General features: G+C 53.8%; 19 protein-coding genes and 1 tRNA gene. 8 read left to right on the plus strand and 12 right to left on the minus strand.

From position 1 onward, the window contains the following. Positions 1 to 25: 25 nt before the first annotated feature. Entirely contained in the window at positions 26 to 610 is a 585-nt protein-coding gene (locus tag IPM31_15135) for a hypothetical protein (GenBank protein ID MBK9008317.1), read from the minus strand. Positions 611 to 621: 11 nt separating this feature from the next. Next, positions 622 to 1,770 (minus strand): aminotransferase class V-fold PLP-dependent enzyme, encoded by a 1,149-nt coding sequence (locus tag IPM31_15140; protein MBK9008318.1) that lies wholly within the window; start codon positions 1,768 to 1,770, stop codon positions 622 to 624. A 281-nt stretch (positions 1,771 to 2,051) separates the two neighbouring features. Between IPM31_15140 and IPM31_15145 the strand changes: the two genes are divergently transcribed. From IPM31_15145 to IPM31_15155, 3 genes are all read left to right on the plus strand, one after another. Next, the gene (locus IPM31_15145; GenBank protein ID MBK9008319.1) at positions 2,052 to 3,308 is read left to right on the plus strand and encodes an MFS transporter; all 1,257 of its coding nucleotides are present in this window, start codon (positions 2,052 to 2,054) and stop codon (positions 3,306 to 3,308) included. 50 nt (positions 3,309 to 3,358) lie between these two features. Then, on the plus strand, positions 3,359 to 3,817 hold the full coding sequence (gene smpB / locus IPM31_15150) for an SsrA-binding protein SmpB (GenBank protein ID MBK9008320.1): 459 nt from the start codon (positions 3,359 to 3,361) through the stop codon (positions 3,815 to 3,817). A gap of 66 nt (positions 3,818 to 3,883) precedes the next feature. Then, on the plus strand, positions 3,884 to 4,660 hold the full coding sequence (locus IPM31_15155; protein MBK9008321.1) for a hypothetical protein: 777 nt from the start codon (positions 3,884 to 3,886) through the stop codon (positions 4,658 to 4,660). A gap of 39 nt (positions 4,661 to 4,699) precedes the next feature. On the opposite strand, the gene IPM31_15160 is transcribed toward IPM31_15155, so the two are convergent. Beyond that, a tRNA-Met gene (locus IPM31_15160) sits at positions 4,700 to 4,771 on the minus strand. Positions 4,772 to 4,988: 217 nt separating this feature from the next. Here IPM31_15160 and IPM31_15165 point away from each other — a divergent pair. Together IPM31_15165 and IPM31_15170 are read left to right on the plus strand one after the other, a co-directional pair. After that, on the plus strand, positions 4,989 to 5,273 hold the full coding sequence (locus IPM31_15165) for a hypothetical protein (protein ID MBK9008322.1): 285 nt from the start codon (positions 4,989 to 4,991) through the stop codon (positions 5,271 to 5,273). A 57-nt stretch (positions 5,274 to 5,330) separates the two neighbouring features. Further along, a complete protein-coding gene (locus IPM31_15170; protein MBK9008323.1) occupies positions 5,331 to 5,960 on the plus strand; it encodes a response regulator in 630 nt (209 codons plus the stop codon). 119 nt (positions 5,961 to 6,079) lie between these two features. On the opposite strand, the gene IPM31_15175 is transcribed toward IPM31_15170, so the two are convergent. Genes IPM31_15175 through IPM31_15185 form a run of 3 tightly spaced genes read right to left on the minus strand, consistent with a single transcriptional unit; the run spans position 6,080 to position 7,613 of the window. Continuing rightward, positions 6,080 to 6,232, minus strand: a complete 153-nt coding sequence (locus IPM31_15175) for a hypothetical protein (GenBank protein MBK9008324.1) — start codon at positions 6,230 to 6,232, stop codon at positions 6,080 to 6,082. A 7-nt stretch (positions 6,233 to 6,239) separates the two neighbouring features. Next, positions 6,240 to 6,926: a peptidoglycan DD-metalloendopeptidase family protein gene (locus IPM31_15180; GenBank protein MBK9008325.1), complete on the minus strand. Its 687-nt coding sequence runs from the start codon at positions 6,924 to 6,926 to the stop codon at positions 6,240 to 6,242. Positions 6,927 to 6,974: 48 nt separating this feature from the next. Then, on the minus strand, positions 6,975 to 7,613 hold the full coding sequence (locus tag IPM31_15185) for a TrmH family RNA methyltransferase (protein MBK9008326.1): 639 nt from the start codon (positions 7,611 to 7,613) through the stop codon (positions 6,975 to 6,977). Between the two features lie 30 nt (positions 7,614 to 7,643). On the opposite strand from IPM31_15185, the gene IPM31_15190 reads away from it, so the two are divergent. After that, the gene (locus IPM31_15190) at positions 7,644 to 11,552 is read left to right on the plus strand and encodes a tetratricopeptide repeat protein (GenBank protein ID MBK9008327.1); all 3,909 of its coding nucleotides are present in this window, start codon (positions 7,644 to 7,646) and stop codon (positions 11,550 to 11,552) included. Between the two features lie 4 nt (positions 11,553 to 11,556). On the opposite strand, the gene IPM31_15195 is transcribed toward IPM31_15190, so the two are convergent. Beyond that, complete coding sequence (locus tag IPM31_15195) at positions 11,557 to 11,946, minus strand: hypothetical protein (protein MBK9008328.1); 390 nt, start codon at positions 11,944 to 11,946, stop codon at positions 11,557 to 11,559. Between the two features lie 51 nt (positions 11,947 to 11,997). On the opposite strand from IPM31_15195, the gene IPM31_15200 reads away from it, so the two are divergent. Next, positions 11,998 to 12,564, plus strand: coding sequence for a pseudouridine synthase (locus IPM31_15200; protein ID MBK9008329.1), 567 nt, complete (start codon positions 11,998 to 12,000; stop codon positions 12,562 to 12,564). Between the two features lie 108 nt (positions 12,565 to 12,672). Beyond that, on the plus strand, positions 12,673 to 13,563 hold the full coding sequence (locus IPM31_15205; GenBank protein ID MBK9008330.1) for a formate/nitrite transporter family protein: 891 nt from the start codon (positions 12,673 to 12,675) through the stop codon (positions 13,561 to 13,563). 51 nt (positions 13,564 to 13,614) lie between these two features. Here IPM31_15205 and IPM31_15210 read toward each other — a convergent pair whose 3' ends face one another. The 5 genes from IPM31_15210 to IPM31_15230 form a co-directional block, all read right to left on the minus strand. Next, complete coding sequence (locus tag IPM31_15210) at positions 13,615 to 14,154, minus strand: GNAT family N-acetyltransferase (GenBank protein ID MBK9008331.1); 540 nt, start codon at positions 14,152 to 14,154, stop codon at positions 13,615 to 13,617. A 111-nt stretch (positions 14,155 to 14,265) separates the two neighbouring features. Further along, positions 14,266 to 14,520, minus strand: coding sequence for a Smr/MutS family protein (locus IPM31_15215; protein MBK9008332.1), 255 nt, complete (start codon positions 14,518 to 14,520; stop codon positions 14,266 to 14,268). A 1-nt stretch (position 14,521) separates the two neighbouring features. After that, positions 14,522 to 17,263 carry a tetratricopeptide repeat protein gene (locus tag IPM31_15220; protein MBK9008333.1) on the minus strand — a complete coding sequence of 914 codons (2,742 nt, stop codon included), beginning with the start codon at positions 17,261 to 17,263 and terminating at the stop codon, positions 14,522 to 14,524. 24 nt (positions 17,264 to 17,287) lie between these two features. Next, on the minus strand, positions 17,288 to 17,914 hold the full coding sequence (locus IPM31_15225) for a histidine phosphatase family protein (protein ID MBK9008334.1): 627 nt from the start codon (positions 17,912 to 17,914) through the stop codon (positions 17,288 to 17,290). Positions 17,915 to 17,986: 72 nt separating this feature from the next. Further along, a complete protein-coding gene (locus IPM31_15230) occupies positions 17,987 to 19,393 on the minus strand; it encodes an AAA family ATPase (protein ID MBK9008335.1) in 1,407 nt (468 codons plus the stop codon). Positions 19,394 to 19,474 lie beyond the last annotated feature (81 nt).

Genomic DNA, 19,474 nt, shown 5'->3' on the forward strand with positions numbered 1-19,474 from the left:
CAATGCCCCTACGAAAAGCATACGGTCAGCGGGGCGGGGGCGGCAAAATCATTTCCGAAGCATCGCGGGCGATGATCGCGTCCAGCATGTCGAACGAGGGTCCCGCGGGATAATCGACGCGAACAATGCCTCCGCCTGCCACGCGCAAGATCACGCTGGAATCATCCGCGCGGATCAGCACGATCCCATACTCGCCGGCGGGGTAATAGGCATCGGAATAGGCGCTCTCGGAAATCTCAAAGATGGCATAGAGGCTTTTCACATCCAAGCCCTGCCAGTTCGAAATTTCATCTTTTCGAAAATAACTCCCCTCCGAAAAAAGCGCGGGCAATACCTCCACGGGGGTATTTTCCGCTTCGCCCTCGCGGCACTGCGGCGGTCCGCCCAATGCGCTGGTCGCAGCGCACGGGATCGTGGAATACTTGAACAATGCCGCCACATTCGACGCGACCCCGGTTTCGACGGCGCTCAACACCGCATCCACATCGTTCACCTCAACGCGCGCGGTTAACGGATAATATCCCTGCTCGTTCACTGCCACTTGCGGCGAAGGTTGGCAGGCAGAAAGCAATAACACCGCCAGCCATATCGGCGCCATCCAGAATTTCATATTTTGTTTCCTCATGCGAGAAGCGACGCTAACGCGCGAAGAAGAATGTCCAAGTCTTCTTCGGTGTTGTACCCTTGAACGGAAACGCGGATCAATTTGTTCCCATTCCACTCCAGGATGGGAACCTCGATTCGGAACTTCTCGTACAACTGATTCTTCAACTCAGCCGTGTTCACCCGTGAAGGGAGCGGCGCGGCGAACAATTGGCGAAACCAGTTCCCCGTCGGAGGGTGAAGCGGGGCAAGCCCGGTCAGTTCGCAGATCCGCCGCTGGGCATCCTTCGCAAGGTCGTGGCACGCGTCGCGGACAGCGTCCCAGTGATATTTTTCTTGAAAGTCGATCGCCGCAGGGACGGCTAAAAACGCGGCGTGATCGCGCGTGCCCCACCACTCATGATGGTCGATGAATTCAGAGCCGCTCGGGGTCTCCGATTCATAGCCCCACGAAACAACCAAAGGTTTCAGCAAATGCTGAACGACGGGAGAAGCATATAAAAAACCCGCGCCCTTTGGCGCGCACAACCATTTATGCAGGTTGCCGCCATAAAAATCCGCGCCTAGTGAATCGAGATGAAGCGGAACCTGCCCCGGCGCGTGAGCCCCATCCACAATGGTGAGAATACCGCGTTCGCGCGCGCGATGGATGATCTCGCGGATGGGCAGAAGGATCGCCGTCGGCGAAGTGATATGACTCACGCAGATCGCCCGGGTGTTCGGCGTTGCGCCCGCAAAGAACTCTTCGATGAATTTCTCTTCAGACACAATAGGCGTGGAGGTCGGCTGGTTGATATAGTTGAAGCCGCGTTCCCTCGAAAGAAATCGCCACATGCGATCGACCGCGCCATATTCGTGATTCGTAGCCAGCACTTCATCGCCCGCGCCCAATTCAAGCGAGCGGGCGATGATATTCAGGGAGACCGTCACGTTTTGGGTATACACGAGATGATCGGCATGAGCGCCGAGATATTTTCCAAGCCGCGCGCGAGAGTCTGCCAACAAGGAAGTGATCCGCCTCCCCAAAAATTCGACGGGCTGTTTTTCCATCTCGTGTTGCCAGCGTTGGTAATCGTCCATGACCGGCTTCGGGGTTGCCCCGAACGAACCATGATTGAGGAATGTGACTGAAGGGTCGAGTTGAAAGTGAGTGTTCAGGTTATTCATGCGGCAATCGTACTCGAAAACGGACTTTTGCGTCGCGCGAACGCTGAAAAGACTCTTTGCCGCAGAGATCGTCCAGCAAAAAACCTCTTTACCGTACATTGGCGCTAAAGTGTCGCCATGGCGTCATGCGACACCCGCAAAGAACACAAAGAAAACCTTTTTAACTTGGCGACCTTAGCGCGCTTTGCGGTAAAGATCTTTCATGTACGGTAGAGAACAAAAAACTGAAAATCTCGCGGCACACCTTGTTGCCAAATCCGTGTGATAATCTGTGAAAATCCATGCTTAACCAAATTTTTCGTCTCCACGATATTCCTTCTGATCACCATTCGAATTTCAAACATCTTTATTTCGACATCGCCTGGTTTGGGCTGTTAAGCGGCTCGGCGGTCAACTTCCTCAGTGTCTACATCACGCGCATCGGCGGCACAGGTTTTGAAATCGGTCTGATCAGCGCCATGTCGGCGGTGGTAAACCTTGTCCTCGCCATTCCAGCAGGCAAATGGCTCGAAAAACGGGATACCAGCAAAGCCATCTTCTGGACTTCCGTCGTATACCGGATAGGCTTCTTCCCGTTCATCGTCCTTCCCATCCTATTGTCTGAAGAAAGTCAGATTGCCGCATTCATCCTACTGACATTTTTCATGTCGATCCCCTTGACTCCGCTCGGCGTGGGTTTCAACGCCTTATTTGCCGAAGTTGTCCCGGTCGAATATCGCGCCCATGTGGCTGGTATCCGCAACATCATGTTTGCTCTCGCCTACATGCTCTCGTCGGTCGCAAGCGGATATCTGCTCGACACCGTTTCATTCCCGCTTGGATATCAGATCGTCTTTGCCGCTGGCGCGATTGGCGCGGCGATGAGCAGTTATCATCTCTATTTTGTCGCGCCGATGCATAAGGGACAAACCCCGCCGCCTCCCTCAATTCAACCTGCTTCGCCCGCCCCGGCGAGTTCCGCCGCCCGAAATTTCCTCTCCGCTTTGCGTTTCGATATCTGGAGGTCTCCGTTTCGGAACGTGCTCATTGGCTTATTCGCGTTTCACGCATCGCAATATCTGCCCACTCCTTTATTCCCGCTCTACAATATCCGCGTGCTGGGGTTGAACGATAACAACATCGGCATTGGCACCGCGCTGTTCTACCTAACCGTCCTGTTGGGGTCCACGCAACTCCGAAGAATGGCGCATCGTGTTGGCAACAAAGTATTAACCGGCTGGAGCGCCGCGCTCATGGCGTTGTATCCGCTGTTACTGGCGGGTTCCACGAACGTCTGGCAATACTATGGAATCTCCCTGATCGGCGGGTTGAACTTCGCCATGGTCTCCGGTGTCTATGCCAACTATATGCTCGACCACATTCCTCCAGACGACCGTCAGGCGCACCTGGCGTGGTACAACATCATCCTCAACGCCTCGATCCTGATCGGCTCGCTGGGGGGACCTGTGCTGGGCGAACTTATGGGTTTATCCGCCGCCCTGCTGTTGATCGCTGTGTTGCGCTTTCTGGCAGGAATATTAATTTTGAAGTGGGGATGACCGTTGCGCGATCGAAAAAGTCACGCCGGGGATTGTGGTAATATCCAATGATGACCGATGACGTTAAAATCGTAGCTAACAACCGCAAAGCCGGTTTTGAATATTTTCTGCTTGAAAAGTTCGAAGCGGGGCTCGTCCTTCAAGGAAGCGAGATCAAATCGATACGAGCGGGGCAAATGAGCATACAAGAATCCTATGTGGATATCGAAAACGGCGAACAGGCATGGCTGGTCGAGGCGCACATCGCGCCATACGAGCAAGCCAACCGCAACAACCACGAGCCAAAACGCAAGCGGAAACTTCTCCTCCACAAAAAGCAGATCCGCGAACTGTGGAATAACGTCCGCATCAAAGGCATGACGGTCGTGCCGACGCGCGTCTACCTCAAAAACGGACGCGCCAAGATCGAGATCGCGCTCGCCAAAGGTAAAAAGGCATACGATAAACGAGCGACCATTGCCAAGCGAGACGAGGCGAGAAGCGCGGAACGCCAAACCCGCGTACGATAAATCTCATCTTTCTTCGTTCGTCCCATCGTTGGAGCGAAAGGAGAAAGAGGAAAGAACTTAACCCACGTGCAACCCTTCACCATCGGCGGCATCAACAAACTCCCCGAAGCGGAGAAGCGGGACATGTATTCCCGCTACATTCCAGCAGAACTCACCGAAAAGTTTCATCTCGAAAACGTGGCGGAAAACCGCGATCTTCTGCGCTTCCGTTTTGCGGAAGGTTCCAGCGATGTAGAAATGATGCTGTATCACCAGGCAGACTTCCCCGACCCAATTCTCTACGCTCATCTCGCCGATTCAATGAACGGGCAGATCTTTATCCTGCTTTATATTTTGAACGATCCCGCCTCGCCGCGCTTCGATGTGGACAAAATGCCCGATGGAAGCCCCACCGGCTTTGGGATTCGAAAACGAAATATGGAAGCCGAACAAGCCGCCATGTTCGCGGGGCTCGCCCCCGGTCAAGTCCGACGCGGCTTGCGTTCCCTGCGTTCGGCGATTCGCGCTTTCGAAGAGTTCATGACCTATCTCAAGCATGACATGTATTACATCGAGCCGTTGTACTATCATAACGCGGTCATCTTTGAACGGTATGGGTTCAGCTATCAGTCGGGGAAAAAGTTAATGAGCCAGATCCACGACGGATTCGCGGAAGGAGGCATTCTGCGTGAACGCCTGAATGATTCAAGTCCGTTTCGTTCTCGCGGCGCGGCAAATAGCATCCGACTTCGCTCCTGGGCGATCCACGATGGGATTCTCGGAGAACCGTTTACCAAGGTCACTATGTACAAACGTGTGGGAACTTCTGCAACGATCAGCACCACGCCAGGCTGTGAGTGGTAAAAGAAAACAGCACAACGCAAATCGCATTGTGCTGTTAAGTAGCGGGGGCAGGACTTGAACCTGCGACCTTCGGGTTATGAGCCCGACGAGCTGCCACTGCTCCACCCCGCATCGGGTACCAAAGCCCGCCGATAGTACCACAGGCAACAATCAACGTCAAGCAAGAGGAAGAATATGCGGATGGCTTTCCCAAAGTCAGATGATTCTTACGCGAACGAGCGAAGAGCGCAAATAACCTCAGGAAAATTCGTGAAATTCGCCTATTCGCGCCATTCGCGCTCTTCGCTAGACTTTATCCATTCGGAGATTAGCAAAAAAGCAGGTCAGGATGAAAGATATTAAGATCGTCACATCGGGTCGTCACGGAAGAATCCAATATGTGGAAGGCTGGCTGAAAAAGAATATCTGCGAGTTCTACTGGGAATTTGGAGGCGGCGATACGGTCGCCATGGTCTGGTTTCCAGCCGAAACGGAGTGGGATGCGCTGTATCCATGGGCAAAAGGACGCAGGCGCGAGATTCTCGATTACGTGGCGGAACAAACTCACCGCCGTAAAGCGCCGTCCACGCGCGTCAAATGGGATGGGGATTGTCTACTTTTCGTGGAAGGATGAATTTTTTGCAACCATCGTACTATTTTTCAATTCAGTCGTAATGGTAAAATTGTCGCTATGTCTGAGGAGACAAAAGGTTACCTGCTCGTAGTAGACGACATCCCCGATATTCTCAACCTGCTCGATACTACCCTCAAGTTCAAAGGGTATCGAGTGGTGACGGCGCGCAATGGGGAGGAAGCGCTGGAGGCGATCAAGCAAGAACGCCCGCTGCTGGTGATCGCCGATATCTTGATGCCGAAGATGGATGGGTTTAGTCTCGTCCATCGCCTGCGCATCGACCCCGCCACGCGCGACCTGCCGGTGGTCTTCCTCTCCGCAACGTACGTCACGCCTGAAGATAAGGATTTCGCGCTTGCCATTGGTGTGACGCAATTCATCGAGAAGCCGGTCGATATTGCGTTGTTCCTGCCGGCCATCTCCGATATTCTGGCGCAAAAGATCAAGCCCGCCCACCCAACCGTGAGCGACTATGAGTTCTATGAAGGCTATCGCAAGAGACTCGAAATCAAGATGAGTCACAAGCTGGCGCAGATCACCCGTTCGGAGCATTTGCTCAATACCACCCAATCGGAAGACGAACGGAATACGATCGCGAAATCTCTACAAGATGCCCGCGACGAGCGTGATGAGATCGCCCACTTGCTCGAGCAAGTGCTTGATCGGATCGATAATTCGAAAAAATAACGCCCCGAAAATTCGGGGCGTTATTTTTTCATCTTTTATGACTTATGCAGTTGCACTGCCTGCCGTCATAGCGCAACTTCAACGAAACAGGCTCAACTGCGTAATTCCTGTCTTTGTATTTACTTCCACACAAAAACCAGATCGGCACGGTTTTTCCCCTGCTCGAAAGCAAAGCCGATTCCACGCACGGGCGCGCCAAGTTCGGCGGGCGCGCAGGCGGCGAGAACGATCGGGAAAAGGCAAAGCAGGCTGAGGGTCGGAAGGAAGCGCATTCGTCCGTTATTTCACTTTGAGATTCACGATCCCGTTGAACGCCAGCGCGACCCATTTCCCCTTTTCGTATTCGATCCACACGCTTTTCGATTGCAAACGTTTGCCTGAGACCACGGCTCCTTTTTGTAATTGACCGACGATGCTGAATTCGACGCCGGGTCCGTTGCGGACGTTGAGCAGGTCGGAGAGCACTTCAAACGAAAGGCTGGATGGAATTTTGACCGCGTCCGGAATGTCTGTGGTCACTGCCGATTCTTCGCTCCCTGTATCTTTGGAGAAATAAGGCGTCGGGTCGACGTATCCCTTGTACGGAGGGTTCTCGCCGTCGATCTTCAAGCCGAAGTGCAGATGTGGTCCTGTGCTTGCGCCGGTGTTGTTGCTTGTGCCGATGACGGCTCCGGCTTTTATCTTTTGCCCCGCCGCCACCGAGGCGTGGGCGAGATGGGCGTAGTAGGTGAAATACGTTTTACTGCCGTCTGCGTGGCTGAGTTTGACGTAGTTGCCGTAGCCGCCATTTTCGAACCCGACCAGCGCGACAGTGCCCGCCGTAGCCGCCATAACGGGCGTACCGTTAGGGATGCCGTAGTCGATGCCGTTGTGCCCGGGGAAGCCCCATTTCTTGTAAATATCCGGGTTCTCGCCGAACAGTTGGGTGATAGGTCCATTGACGGGTAATGATAATTTGATCGCCATATTGATCTCCTCTTGTATGCGGTATGGTTATGATAACACACGAGCAAGTCAGCCGGTTGCGCGAAGCGCGTATGCCGCGATGCCGAAAGCCACCGCCACGTTGAACGATTTCTTTTCGCCTTGCATGGGAATGTAGAAGACGCGTTTGCATAATTCAAGCAGGGAGGCATCCACCCCGGTCACCTCGTTGCCGACGATCAACACCGTTTGCCGGGCGGGGTCAAGATCGCGCCGGGCATTGGCAAGGGCGCTGGCGTTTTTTCCCTCCTCGAGAGAGAAAATGTCCCAGCCTTTGGTTTTCAAGCCTTTTGTCAGTTTCACCGCGTCTTTGTGATACGACCATGTAACCGATTCGTCGGCCCCCAGAGCGGTTTTTTTGACGGCATCGTTATCAGGCGTTGGCGTAATACCGCACAGGTAGGCATGCGAGAAGCCGAATCCCTCCGCGCTTCGTATGATCGACCCAACGTTGCCCGCCGAGCGGATATTGTCGAGCAATACAGAAATTTCGCCCGCGTTTTGTTTCTTCTGTAGGAGAGGGGCTTCAAAGCTCGCTTTTCTTTTCGCCACCAGGCGGGTTTCGCCTAAACACGCAGGACACCGAAGCCCAACCGCATACCCGCCCGCGAGCGGATACCGCAACCCGCAAGAACGGCAGACCCTGACCTGAACGATACCTTCTCGCATGACGACATTATACATGCTACAATATTTGAGATGCATCGCGTTGTCCCTCAGATCATTATTGATAATTATCGGGCAGGCAAATACGCCGGGGAATTTTCGGCGGTTGGCTTGTTCCTTGATCTGTCCGGCTTTTCTTCCATGACCGACACGCTCATGCAACATGGCCAGCATGGCGCAGAGGTACTGGCGGGGTTGATGCATGGCGTGTTCGACCCTCTTGTGGAAAGTATTTTCGAATACGGCGGGAAAGTGGTCGGCTTTGCCGGCGATGGCATCATGGCGCTGTTTCCTCTGGAGGAGGATCCGCCGAAGGAGGTCGCCTTGCGCGCGCTTGCCGCCGCGTCTGAAGTGCAGGCGCATCTTTTCGAAAACCCAGTCCGGCAAACCCCGTATGGAAATTTTCAATTCTCAGTCAAAGTGGGTCTGGCTGTGGGCGATGTGGCATGGGGAATATTACGTTCAGCCGATGAGCAAAGCGCCACCTATTATTTTCGCGGCGCGGCGGTGGATGAGTCTGCCAAGGCGGAACAGCAAGCCATCGCCGGCGAGATTCTCTTTACGCGCGCCATGTTTGACTTGGTATCCGACTCGGCGCTCACCCAGCCCGCCGGGTCTTTCCACCGTTACGGCGGGTTTCGCCATGGGAAACCATCACCCAGCCCGACGAACTTTCCGCCGGTCGATTTCGAAACGTCGAAGGTATTCTTTCCGGAGGAGATCGTCTCGCAAGATGTGCGCGGAGAATTCCGCCAGGTGGTCAATCTCTTCATGCGCTTCCCGGAGTTGGAAGGCGAGGAACTCGAGGGATTCTTCCGTGTGGTGTTTGAACTCCGTCAAAAGTTTGGCGGGCTGTTAAATCGATTGGATTTTGGCGACAAGGGATGCAACATGTTGATGCTATGGGGGGCGCCGGTGGCGTATGAAAACGATATCGGCAGGGTGCTGAATTTCATCCTTGAGTTAAAGTCGCGGGTGAAATTCCCGATCACCGCCGGGATCACGTATTACATCGCTCACGCCGGCTACCTCGGCAGTAGCATGAGCGAAGATTACACCTGCTATGGGTGGGGCGTAAACCTAGCCGCCCGGTTCATGATGTCGGCGAACGCGGGGCAGACCTGGGTGGATGACCGCATTGCGCGGCGCGTTTCAGCATGGTTCGAGATCGAATTCCTGAGCGCGCAGAAATTCAAGGGGTTCTCCTCCGAACAAAAAGTGCATGTGCTCAAAAGCCGTCGCGTGGAGGCTGGCTCGATCTATCAGGGTGAGATGGTCGGGCGCGGCGAGGAATTGTCCCGCTGTTTGAAATTTGCCGAACCCTTGTGGAAATGGCAATATCCCGGGGTATTGCTATTATTAGGCGACCCCGGCACCGGGAAAGGTCGGCTTCTTCATGAATTCAGAACGATGGCGCTGCGCGAGAACCCGAACATGCGCTGGGGCGTTTTGCAGGCTGACCAGATTCTGAGGCAATCGTTCAACCCGATCCGTTACTGGCTCCTTCGGTATTTCGATGTTGCCGCGACGGAGGACGTTGAGAAGCGCATTGAAAATTTTGAAACCCGAATGCGGAGGGTGATCGAAACGACGCCGGACCAGGACTTGGCGTTGGAACTGGATCGCCTGCGGTCTGTGTTGGGAGCGTTGATAGACCTGTATTGGGAAGGGTCGTTGTACGAAAGTCTCGATGCGAAGAGTCGCTACAATAGCACGCTTGCGGCGCTCATTTATCTGATCGAGGCGGAAAGCCTGATCCAGCCGCTGGTTCTTGTGCTTGAAGACGCCCATTACATCGACGAGGACACGCTTCAATTCCTGCCGCGTCTGAAGCGCGCCCTGCAAACCGGCAAAGCCCCATACCCGGTGGCATTGGTGATCGCTTCGCGAGTGCAAGGCAACCCCTTCGCCGCCGATGAATGGCTGGCAGACGTAACGATCACACTGGGGAGACTTTCGGAAGAGGCGGTGGCGCGTCAACTGGATGTGCTATTAGGCGGTCCATCCGCGGCAGGGTTGACTACGTTGGTCCTGGACCGTTCGGAAGGCAACCCGTTTTTCATTGAACAGATCGTTCGTTACCTCCAGGAAGAGAGCTTGCTCGAAACGCGAGGGGATGGATGGGCGTTGTCGAATCGCGTCCGCGATCTGTTCCTGCCGGGCGATATCCGCGCCATGCTGGTGGCGAGACTCGATCAATTGGAGATGAGCGTGAAGGAGATCGTGCAGACCGCCGCGATTCTTGGCAGGGTATTTTCAATGCCGGTCCTGGCGGAGATGAGCGGCAATACGTCTATGGTGAAAGAGAGCGTGCAAGAGGCTGAACAGCACGCGGTCTGGAAGTTCGCGGGCGAAAACAAGTATATTTTCTCTCATGGATTATTGCGCGACGCGGCGTATACCATGCAAATGCGCGCGCATCGGCAGGAACTTCACCGCCTGGCGGTGAACGCGCTCGAAAATAATTATGGCGCCGATGTTCAATTCCATTATGCCGAATTGGCGTATCATGCCGAGTTGGGCGAACTGAAGCCTAAGGCGCTTCAGTTTTACACCCTGGCGGGGAAAGCCTCCGCCGAAGCCTACCAAAATAACCAAGCCATTGACTATTTCACGCGAGCATACTCGTTCGCCGCGTTTGACGATTACGATACTCAATATCACTTGTTGCATGAGCGGGTCAGTTTATATGGTCGTATTGGGAACCGCTCCTTGCAGGCGAAAGACCTTGAGTTGCTGGAAAAACTTGCCGTTCAATTGCGCGATGATCGGCGGCTGGCAATCGCATGGAAGTTATACGCGCACTATTATTTCACGATCGGCGATTATCCAAACACGCTTCAAACGTCTGAGCGGGTCATCGAAATGTCGATGCGGCTGGAAGATCCCGAGATCGCGTTGGGAATTTACCTTGTGCAATCTCAGGCGTTTTTCAGGCTGGGCAGGGTGAAAGAAGCCATTGCCCGCCAGAGCGAGGGATTGGACTTGGCGCGGACGTTGAAGAATCGCGTGGAGGAGGGCAGGTCGCTCACTGCCCTTGGGCTTATTTTGCTGGAATCGCACCAGCCTGCCCGGGCAGTGGAACGCATGGAACAGGCTGTGGACATTGCGCGCGAGGTGGGAGATCGTGTCTTGGAATCGCGGGCGCTGGGCAACCTCGCCAACGCGGCGGCGTATGTTTTGCGGGATTACATCGCCGCCCGGGAGTATTACAAACAGGCTGAACGACTGGCTGTGGAACTTGGCGACCGGTTCGGCGAGGGTGTTGAGAAGGCAAATATCGGCTGGGTGAATATGTTGCTTGGCGATTATGAAACTGCGCGCGCCGAACTCGAAGGAGCTCTGTCTATTGCCCGCGAGGTGGATCATTCGTATCAGGAAATTTATACCCTGCTGAATTTAAGCGCGGTCAATGAGGCGCAGGGAAATGTTGAAGCGTCTGAACAATACGCCGCGCAGGCAATGACTCTGTCGCTTGAAAAAGGCGATCGATCGGGCGAGGCTTGGTCTTACTATTATCTCGGAAATGCGTTTCTCGGCGGCGGAAAACTGGAGGAGGCGCGGAGCGCATTTGCCCGGGCGTTGGAGATGCGCGCGGAACAGAACCAGCCATCCCTTGCGAAGGAGCCGCTGGCGGGATTGATCCGCGTTGCCCTTGCCGATCACGATCCGGGGCTGGCGATCCAGTATGCAAATGAAGTAATGGAGTATTTGTCGAATGGCGGAACGCTCGACGGCGCCGAAGAACCGTTGAGGATCTATCTTGCCTGTTTCAACGCATTAAAAACCAAACACGACCCCCGCTGTGATGATATTCTTGCTGTGGCTCGCGACTTGTTAAACGCGCAAGCCTCCAGGATTTCTGTTGTATCCTCCCGTCGTCGTTTCATTGATAATGTGCCGTGGCGGCGGGAGATCATGGAACATGTTGCAAAGAAGTGATGCGCTACGGGACGCCGCCGACGGCGGGATCTCCCTCGCTGAGATCGACTTTTAATTTTCCTTTTTTGATTTTGTCGGTTATCTCGTAGGCGGTAATGACGCCTTCCTTGTTTGGATACGCGAGAAAGACGCGCTGTTTTTCATCGACGTCTAATTCGAACGAATAGCGTACCGACGCGTATTGATTATCTTTTTTATTCTTAACATTGAAACACGCAAACCAGTTGATGTTCAACGGGTTGTCGGCGGGAACTTTCATGTCGTCCCCATCCAGTTCCTCCACGATGTAGTCGTCAAGGTTTTTTGCGTTCAATGCCAGTTCGAACGATTTTTTGCCTCCTTTTCCGCCAATTTTATGCCTGCCGCCCGAATGTTTAATAATTTTCTTTCCCATAGCATCTCCTCTGGGGTATGACGTTAAAATATTATAGTCCCGATTGAACAAATGCGATACATTCTCTTCAACAAACCGTTTGGCGTTCTCTCGCAATTTACCGATGAAGGAACCGGTCATCCGACGCTTAAGCGATTTATTCCCGTGCCAGAGGTGTACGCGGCAGGGCGGCTGGATCGGGACAGCGAAGGCTTACTGTTCTTAACCGACGACGGCGCGCTCATCAAAACATTGACCGACCCGCGCGACCATGCAGAAAAAACCTATTGGGTGATGGTGGAGGGCGACCCATCGACGGAGAGGTTGTTGCGCTTAGAGCGAGGCGTGCAACTTAAAGATTATCGGACTCTGCCATGCACAGCCCGCCTCATTCCGGCCCCCAGCCTGCCTCCCCGCCCCAAGCCGGTGACACCGCACGGACCGACGGCATGGATCGAAATCAAACTCCGCGAAGGGAAGAAGCGCCAGATCCGACACATGACGGCGGCGGTCGGTCTGTTTACCTTGCGGTTGTTCCGTTCCCAAATTGGGCCCATCGCGTTGGGCGATTTGAAGCCCGGGGAATGGCGCGATTTATCCTCCGACGAAGTCAAACGGTTGAAAAAAAATTCCGCTTGAAGTTCACAGGCTCGCGGGGGAAGGTTGGGAAGAAAATCACGGTCGCTTGATGACAAGCCGGCGGCGCAAGTTTGTTATGATGAAGCAAGAGCAATCACGGAGGATGCCATGAGCGAAATCCACATAGATGCGCTGCTTCCGCCGGAGATGGCGGCGCGGGCTGAAGCGCTGGGCGTACGGAAAGCTGAAATGCCGTTATTAAAGATGTTTATGCTGGCTGTTCTGGCGGGCGCATTTATTTCTCTGGGCGCCATCTTTTCCACAACGGTTAGCGCGGGATCCATGACGTTCACCGCGCAAAGCGATGGTTTGGCGTATTCGGGCTCCATGCCGTTTGGCGTGACCCGCCTATTGGCGGGTTTAGTCTTTTGTCTCGGCTTGATTCTAGTAGTGGTCGGGGGCGCGGAGTTATTTACCGGCAATAACCTGATTGTGATGGCGTGGGCGAGTGGGAAGGTCGCCACACGCGCCGTGTTGCGGAATTGGGTTGTGGTCTATGCGGGCAATTTTGTCGGCGCCATTGGGACCGTGATCCTGATGTTCTTTACGAAACAATATACCTTCGGTGGGAACTCGGTCGGCGTTACCGCGTTGCGGATTGGCGCCGCCAAATCGGACCTCGATTTTTTGCAGGCTGTGGCGCTTGGCATTCTTTGTAACGGATTGGTGTGCCTGGCGGTCTGGTTGACCTTTAGCGCCCGCAGTACGCTCGATAAGATCGCCGCGATTATCTTTCCGATCACCGCGTTCGTGGCGGCTGGTTTCGAGCATAGCATTGCCAATATGTATTTCATTCCATACGCGCTGGCGATAAAAATATTCGACCCCGCCTTCACCGCGTCCGTCGCCGAGTCGATCCCGAACCTCGACCGGTTGACCTGGCGGGCATTCTGGTTTTCGAATCTATTGCCGGTGACCATCGGCAACATCATTGGCGGCGTGGTCCTTGTGGCGATTGTGTACTGGGCGATCTACCTTCGGCATACTTCGCCTTCGTAAACCGCAAGCGCGCCGGATGAGATGCGACTCGAACTGATCGAGTTGTTGATGTCATCTGTTGGGTTTTGTTCTCGCAATCGAATAAATATAAAACGGAATATTATCCCCTTCGTATCCGTCCACGGTCTTTTCCCACGCCATGCCCATCTTCTCCGCCACCCGCTGTGATGGGATGTTCGCGGGGTCGATCAAACAGATCAGGCGTTGTAAATTCAATGTCTCGAAACCGTATTGCAAAATTCCTTGCGCGGCTTCACTTGCCAAGCCTTGACCCCAAAAATCTTCCGTGATGGTGTATGCCACTTCCACATCGTATTGACCGCCAATCGTCCACGGAAGTAACCCGCACCGCCCGATAAATTTCCCAGTCTCTTTATGAATGGTCGCCCACAATCCCAGTTCGGGATGTTTGGGATGCCCGTTCATGTGCCATTCCAATTCCTCCTGCGCCTCTTCACGCGAGCGCGGCGCATCGGGAATGTACCTGGTGATGTTGGGGTTTTGATACAACGCCCAAAGATCATCCAAGTCCGAAAGGACTTGATGACGGAGTAAGAGTCGTTTTGTTTCTAAAATAATTTTATGAGTCATGCTGTTCTGATTAACCTCATGTCATGCTGAGCGGAGCGAAGCATCTCTACGGCTCAACAGAGACCCTTCGCTAGCGCTCAGGGTGACATATTGTAACGGGACGTTCTTTTTTCAAAACCTAAAATGAATAAAGATGCGCCCAAAGTTCTTATCATCCTTCTCCACGCGATGATACAACTTTTTGATATGTCCTTGATTCAAAAACCGCAAAACTTTTTTCTTCAACTGCCCACTGCCTTTGCCTGGGATGATCTCGACCAAATTGATTTTTCTGTCAATCGCTTCCTCGACGATACGATTCAATTCTTTGTCTATCATATCGCCCTTGTTGTAAATGTCGTGTAAGTCCAGTTTTAATTTCGCCATATCATTTACCTAGCGCCAACTCAATCGCCTCGTCCATCGTCAACTTCCTGCCCTTGTCCCATTCCTTCTTGAACTCCGCTTCGCCCAACAACTCTCGCAACCCTGAGAGTTCCTTCGCGTGTTCTTCCTTCTCCAACTGCGTCATCTCTGAATCAATCGCCTCGCGCAAGGCGTTCGCCGCGCCAAGCAAGCGAACAGCGCTTTCGGGCTCTTCCTTTCTAATGAGAATAAACGCGATACATTCCGTTACATGCGCCACCGCCGAGCGATGACCCAAATCCTTCCATTTGGGTAATACATCTTTATAGATCGTCAACGCTTCATCAAGTTCGCCGTGTTGGCGAAGAACATGGGCGAAGTCACTCTGGCTGGACAATTCGGCGCGTTTGTTTCCCAGTTGCTTTGCGGTCTCGCCGCTCCTTCTGAATGCCGCGCGGGCAGTTTCGAGATCTCCCATCACGGCGGCGATATGACCCATGCCAATATCCATAAACGTGGAAGCCCAAATAAAACCAGCCTTGCGGACGAGCTCAGAGGCTTCAAAAACAGAATTCCTCGCCTTGAGAAGATCGCCTGCTCCAATAAACTCCAATTGGGCGCGCGAAGATAGAATGAATGATAACTCTGCGATGAGATCATGCTCACGGGCAATTTGCTCCGCCTTTTCAGCCGCGGGCACTGCCGTGGGAAAATCACCTAAAAAGCATGAAGCTAACCCAACGATGGCGTAGGCGCGCGACATCGTATAGAAATCGTTCTGTTTCTCGCCAAGCGCGATCGCCTGCTCTGAAGCCGCGCGCGCCTTTTTGTGTTCGCCCAATGTCATGTACAGCCATCCCAGCAGGCTATATAAGCGAGCGCGATCTTCATCAAGGTCCGAAAGCGATTCTGTTTTCCTCAAGATCGTACTGCACCAAAATTGCGCTTCTGCGTTGAAATCTCGAATGGTCCAAAAACCTCCCGCGCCAAACGCCAGTTTCAACGCTTTGTCAGGATGATTCTCAGCTGCCCATTCGAGCGCGATTCGCAGGTTGTCGTGTTCCGATTCGATTTCGTTCAGTAACTCCAAACTTTCTGTTCCGAACATGCGCGTCGGAGAATATTGCGTCACTCCCAAAATGAAATCCAAATGACGGTCGCGAGTTTCTATCGCTTCACCCGACTCGACTAATTTCTCCATCGCGTATTGACGGATCGTTTCAAGGAAGCGATAACGGGATTTTCCATCCTGCTCCTCGACGATGACCAGCGACTTGTTGACCAGCCCCGACAAACCGTCCAACGCTTCATCCGCGCCGACAACTGATTCAGCCGCCTCGAGCGTCCACCCGCCTGAAAAAACGGACAGTCCGCGCAGGGCGCGTTGTTCCGTTGGGTTAAGCAGTTGATAACTCCAGTCAATGAGCGCGCGCAGAGTTTGTTGACGCGGCAATGCAGTGCGGACTCCGCCCGTGAGCAGTTTGAAGCGGTCGTCGAGACGCGCGGCGATCTGTTCGGGCGTGAGCAGTTTCACGCGCGCCGCGGCTAACTCGATGGCGAGAGGAATCCCATCGAGGCGGGAGCAGATTTGGGCGACGAAAGAGGCGTTCTCATCCGTGATGCGAAAACGCGGTTCGGCTTTCGTCGCTCGTTCGACGAAGAGTCGCGTGGCTTCATCATCCTTCAATGATGGGACTCGAAACACCGTCTCGCCATCCACGCCCAATGCTTCGCGGCTCGAGGCGACGATCTTGAGTTGCGGACACTCATGCAAAAGTTGATTCGCAATCCCCGCGCTGGCTTCGACGAGATGCTCGCAGTTATCGAGGATGAGCAGAATTTCCTTCGCGCGCAAATAATCGAGGACGAACTGAATGAGCGGAATATTTTGCACCGCGCGGATTTCGAACACGGTCGCAATCGCAGGGATGATGTACGCGGCGTCGCTTATGGGCGCGAGTTCCACCAGCCACACGCCATGTTTGAACTTAGCGAGTCCCTCCGCGCCGATCTGAATGGACAAGCGCGTTTTACCTGTTCCGCCTGGTCCGATCAGCGTCAGCAATTTTGCCGATGCGAGTTTATCGCACGCCTCTTTCAATTCGCGCTCGCGCCCAATGAACGAGGTGAGTTGTTGCGGCAAATTATTTGTCGCCGATGGAATTGAGTTGAGCGGGGGAAACTTTTCTTGCAGATTCGGCGCGATGATCTGATAAATTTTCTCCGCCTGCACGACTCCTTTGAGATAATGCTCGCCTAAATCAAGCAACGAAACGCCCGCTGACAAATGTTCTCGCGCCACTTGCGCGACCACATCCGAAATCAATATCTGCCCGCCATGCCCCGCCGACATGATGCGAGCCGCGCGGTTCAACGTTTGCCCGAAGTAATCGCCCTCGCGCAATTCGGCTTCGCCTGTGTGGAGTCCCATGCGGGATTTTAAAGAGAGACTAGAGACTGGAGACTCATCGTGAGATTGGTTATTAGTAATTGGTAATTGAGAGCTGAGAATTAGAGAATTGAGTTGGTGCTGTGACGTGATCGCCGCGTTGATCGCGTCAATGGCTGTCGAGAAGACCGCGTGGATTCCATCGCCTGTGGTTTTGACGATCTGTCCGCGATTCGATTCGACGGCTTCCTTCAGAATCGCATCATGCTTCGCCAACGCAGACTTCATCGCTTCGGGAAATTTCTCCCAAAGTTTGGTCGAGCCTTCGATGTCGGTGAAGAGGAAGGTGACGGTTCCAGATGGTAACGCGCTCATGTCTTGATTTTCCTCGTCAGCATTCTACTTTTTCTTCGGCAAAAGATCGAACGGCGGACGTTGATTCATTTTGACAAGACTTGCCCGCGACTCGTTCGCGTGGATTACAGTTACTGAACCCGTATCGCAACTCAACCGTTGAAAATGATCGAGCGGCATCCCCAGAAAATGCGCCACTGTGAGTTTGATGGGGTCGGCGTGAAAAACGACCGCGACGATATCTTTTGGGTTCTTGTGCTTGCCGATTATTTTTTCCAGCGCGGCGGCGCAGCGAGTCTGTGTTTCGATAAATGACTCGCCATTTGGAAATCTGAATCTCGACGGCGCGTTCTGCACGATCTTCCACACTTTTGTCAGCCCCAGCACACGCCACGAGCGTCCCTGCCAATCGCCGATGTCATTATCCATCAAATCGGGCTGTTGGATGATCTTCAACTTGTGCGATTCAGCGATGGGTTGCGCGGTTTCCATCGCCCTCTCCAGCGGACTCGCATACACGGCTTTCAGCGGCACATCCTTCAACGCGTCCGCCAACGCCTGAGCCTGCTTCTGTCCCTTTTCGTTGAGATGCACGCCGGGCAGTCGCCCTGCCATTTTGTGGGTTTTGGTGTAGTCGTTTTCGCCGTGACGGATGAGTAATAGGGTTGGCATGTTGAAAAGTTGAAAGTCGCAGGTTTGATGTTGAAGGATTTGACTTGCGACCTTCAACCTGCAACCTGTGATCTAACGAATCTTCCGCTTCATTTCGACGATCTGCTCCTCGCTCATGGCAGGGATGTTCTCCACTGTTGTGATGCCCAACGCTTTTCTCTGCGCGTCGCGCCACATTTCAAGTCTTGCGGTCACTTGCGCTTCGTAACCTTCTTGTGACGGGGAATAAAAATACGTTCCCAGCAATCTCTTCGGCAAATATTGTTGCGGCGTGAAGTGACCTTCATGTTCGTGCGGATAGACGTAATCTTTGCCGTGTCCCAGCGCAGCGGCATCGCGGTTGCTATCCATGAGGTGACGCGGCACGGAGACTTGTCCCTCGTCTTCGATCTTTTTCATCGCGGAGAAATATGCACCAGCGCTGTTTGATTTCGGCGCGGTGGCGAGGTACAACGTCGCTTCGACGATGGGATAGATTCCTTCGGGCAGCCCGATGAAGTCAAAGGCTTGGGCGGCGGAGGAGGCGACGACAAGTCCCATGGGGTCAGCCAAGCCGATGTCTTCGCCTGCGAGAATGATCAAGCGTCGGATGATGAATTTTGGGTCTTCGCCCGCGTAGATCATTTTGGCGAGCCAATACAACGCGGCGTCAGGGTCGCTTCCGCGCACCGATTTGATGAACGCGGAGATCGTGTCGTAGTGCGCATCGCCATCTTTATCATACAAGACCGCGCGCCGTTGAATGGACTCTTGCGCCACGTCCAACGTGATGTGAATAACCCCGTCTTTGTTTGCTTCGGTAGATTCAACCGCGAGTTCGATAGCGTTCAACGCGTTGCGCGCGTCGCCGCTGGCGGTTTCGATGAGGTGATTGCGGGCGTCGCTATCAAGCGTAACAACTGTATTTCCATAGCCGCGTTCTTTATCGGTCAATGCGCGGTCAATGAGGATGCCTGTCTCTTCTTGATTCAAATTTCGCAATTGGAACACGCGCGAGCGCGAGATCAATGCCTTGTTGACTTCAAAGTATGGATTCTCCGTCGTTGCGCCGATGAGGGTCACGACTCCCGCCTCGACGTGAGGGAGGAGCGCGTCTTGTTGGGCTTTGTTCCAGCGGTGGACTTCATCCACGAAGAGGATCGTCCGTTCGTTGTGCAGGCGGCGGCGTTCGATGGCTTCGTCTATGATGACTCGCAAATCCGCTTTGCCCGCGAGGATGGCGGAGATCGTTACAAAATAACTTTTGGTTGTGTTGGCGATCACTTGCGCGAGCGTGGTCTTGCCCGTGCCTGGCGGTCCCCACAAAATAATGGACGAGAATAACTTGTCCGTTTTGATGGCGCGCCAAAGGAGTTTCCCTTCGCCGACGATATGTTCCTGCCCGATGTATTCATCGAGCGTGCGTGGACGCATCCGCGCGGCGAGGGGCGCTTCACTTTTCATCCGTTCTTGCATGGCGTGGTCGAAGAGGTCGGGCATGAGAGGGATTATAAGGGAGAAAAGAGGGGCTGTCTAAAAAGGGGAGGACAGCCCCTCCTCAGTTGGGGAAAAGTTTAATAC

Source organism: Candidatus Defluviilinea gracilis (assembly GCA_016716235.1).
GTDB lineage: Bacteria > Chloroflexota > Anaerolineae > Anaerolineales > Villigracilaceae > Defluviilinea > Defluviilinea gracilis.

Excerpts from the sequence above, each read along its gene's own strand:
- IPM31_15135 (MBK9008317.1), bottom strand. The coding sequence starts at position 610 with ATGAAATTCTGGATGGCGCCGATATGGCTGGCGGTGTTATTGCTTTCT.
- IPM31_15140 (MBK9008318.1), bottom strand. The coding sequence starts at position 1,770 with ATGAATAACCTGAACACTCACTTTCAACTCGACCCTTCAGTCACATTC.
- IPM31_15145 (MBK9008319.1), top strand. The coding sequence starts at position 2,052 with ATGCTTAACCAAATTTTTCGTCTCCACGATATTCCTTCTGATCACCAT.
- smpB (MBK9008320.1), top strand. The coding sequence starts at position 3,359 with ATGACCGATGACGTTAAAATCGTAGCTAACAACCGCAAAGCCGGTTTT.
- IPM31_15165 (MBK9008322.1), top strand. The coding sequence starts at position 4,989 with ATGAAAGATATTAAGATCGTCACATCGGGTCGTCACGGAAGAATCCAA.
- IPM31_15170 (MBK9008323.1), top strand. The coding sequence starts at position 5,331 with ATGTCTGAGGAGACAAAAGGTTACCTGCTCGTAGTAGACGACATCCCC.
- IPM31_15175 (MBK9008324.1), bottom strand. The coding sequence starts at position 6,232 with ATGCGCTTCCTTCCGACCCTCAGCCTGCTTTGCCTTTTCCCGATCGTT.
- IPM31_15180 (MBK9008325.1), bottom strand. The coding sequence starts at position 6,926 with ATGGCGATCAAATTATCATTACCCGTCAATGGACCTATCACCCAACTG.
- IPM31_15185 (MBK9008326.1), bottom strand. The coding sequence starts at position 7,613 with ATGCGAGAAGGTATCGTTCAGGTCAGGGTCTGCCGTTCTTGCGGGTTG.
- IPM31_15190 (MBK9008327.1), top strand. The coding sequence starts at position 7,644 with ATGCATCGCGTTGTCCCTCAGATCATTATTGATAATTATCGGGCAGGC.
- IPM31_15195 (MBK9008328.1), bottom strand. The coding sequence starts at position 11,946 with ATGGGAAAGAAAATTATTAAACATTCGGGCGGCAGGCATAAAATTGGC.
- IPM31_15200 (MBK9008329.1), top strand. The coding sequence starts at position 11,998 with ATGCGATACATTCTCTTCAACAAACCGTTTGGCGTTCTCTCGCAATTT.
- IPM31_15205 (MBK9008330.1), top strand. The coding sequence starts at position 12,673 with ATGAGCGAAATCCACATAGATGCGCTGCTTCCGCCGGAGATGGCGGCG.
- IPM31_15210 (MBK9008331.1), bottom strand. The coding sequence starts at position 14,154 with ATGACTCATAAAATTATTTTAGAAACAAAACGACTCTTACTCCGTCAT.
- IPM31_15215 (MBK9008332.1), bottom strand. The coding sequence starts at position 14,520 with ATGGCGAAATTAAAACTGGACTTACACGACATTTACAACAAGGGCGAT.
- IPM31_15220 (MBK9008333.1), bottom strand. The coding sequence starts at position 17,263 with ATGAGCGCGTTACCATCTGGAACCGTCACCTTCCTCTTCACCGACATC.
- IPM31_15225 (MBK9008334.1), bottom strand. The coding sequence starts at position 17,914 with ATGCCAACCCTATTACTCATCCGTCACGGCGAAAACGACTACACCAAA.
- IPM31_15230 (MBK9008335.1), bottom strand. The coding sequence starts at position 19,393 with ATGCCCGACCTCTTCGACCACGCCATGCAAGAACGGATGAAAAGTGAA.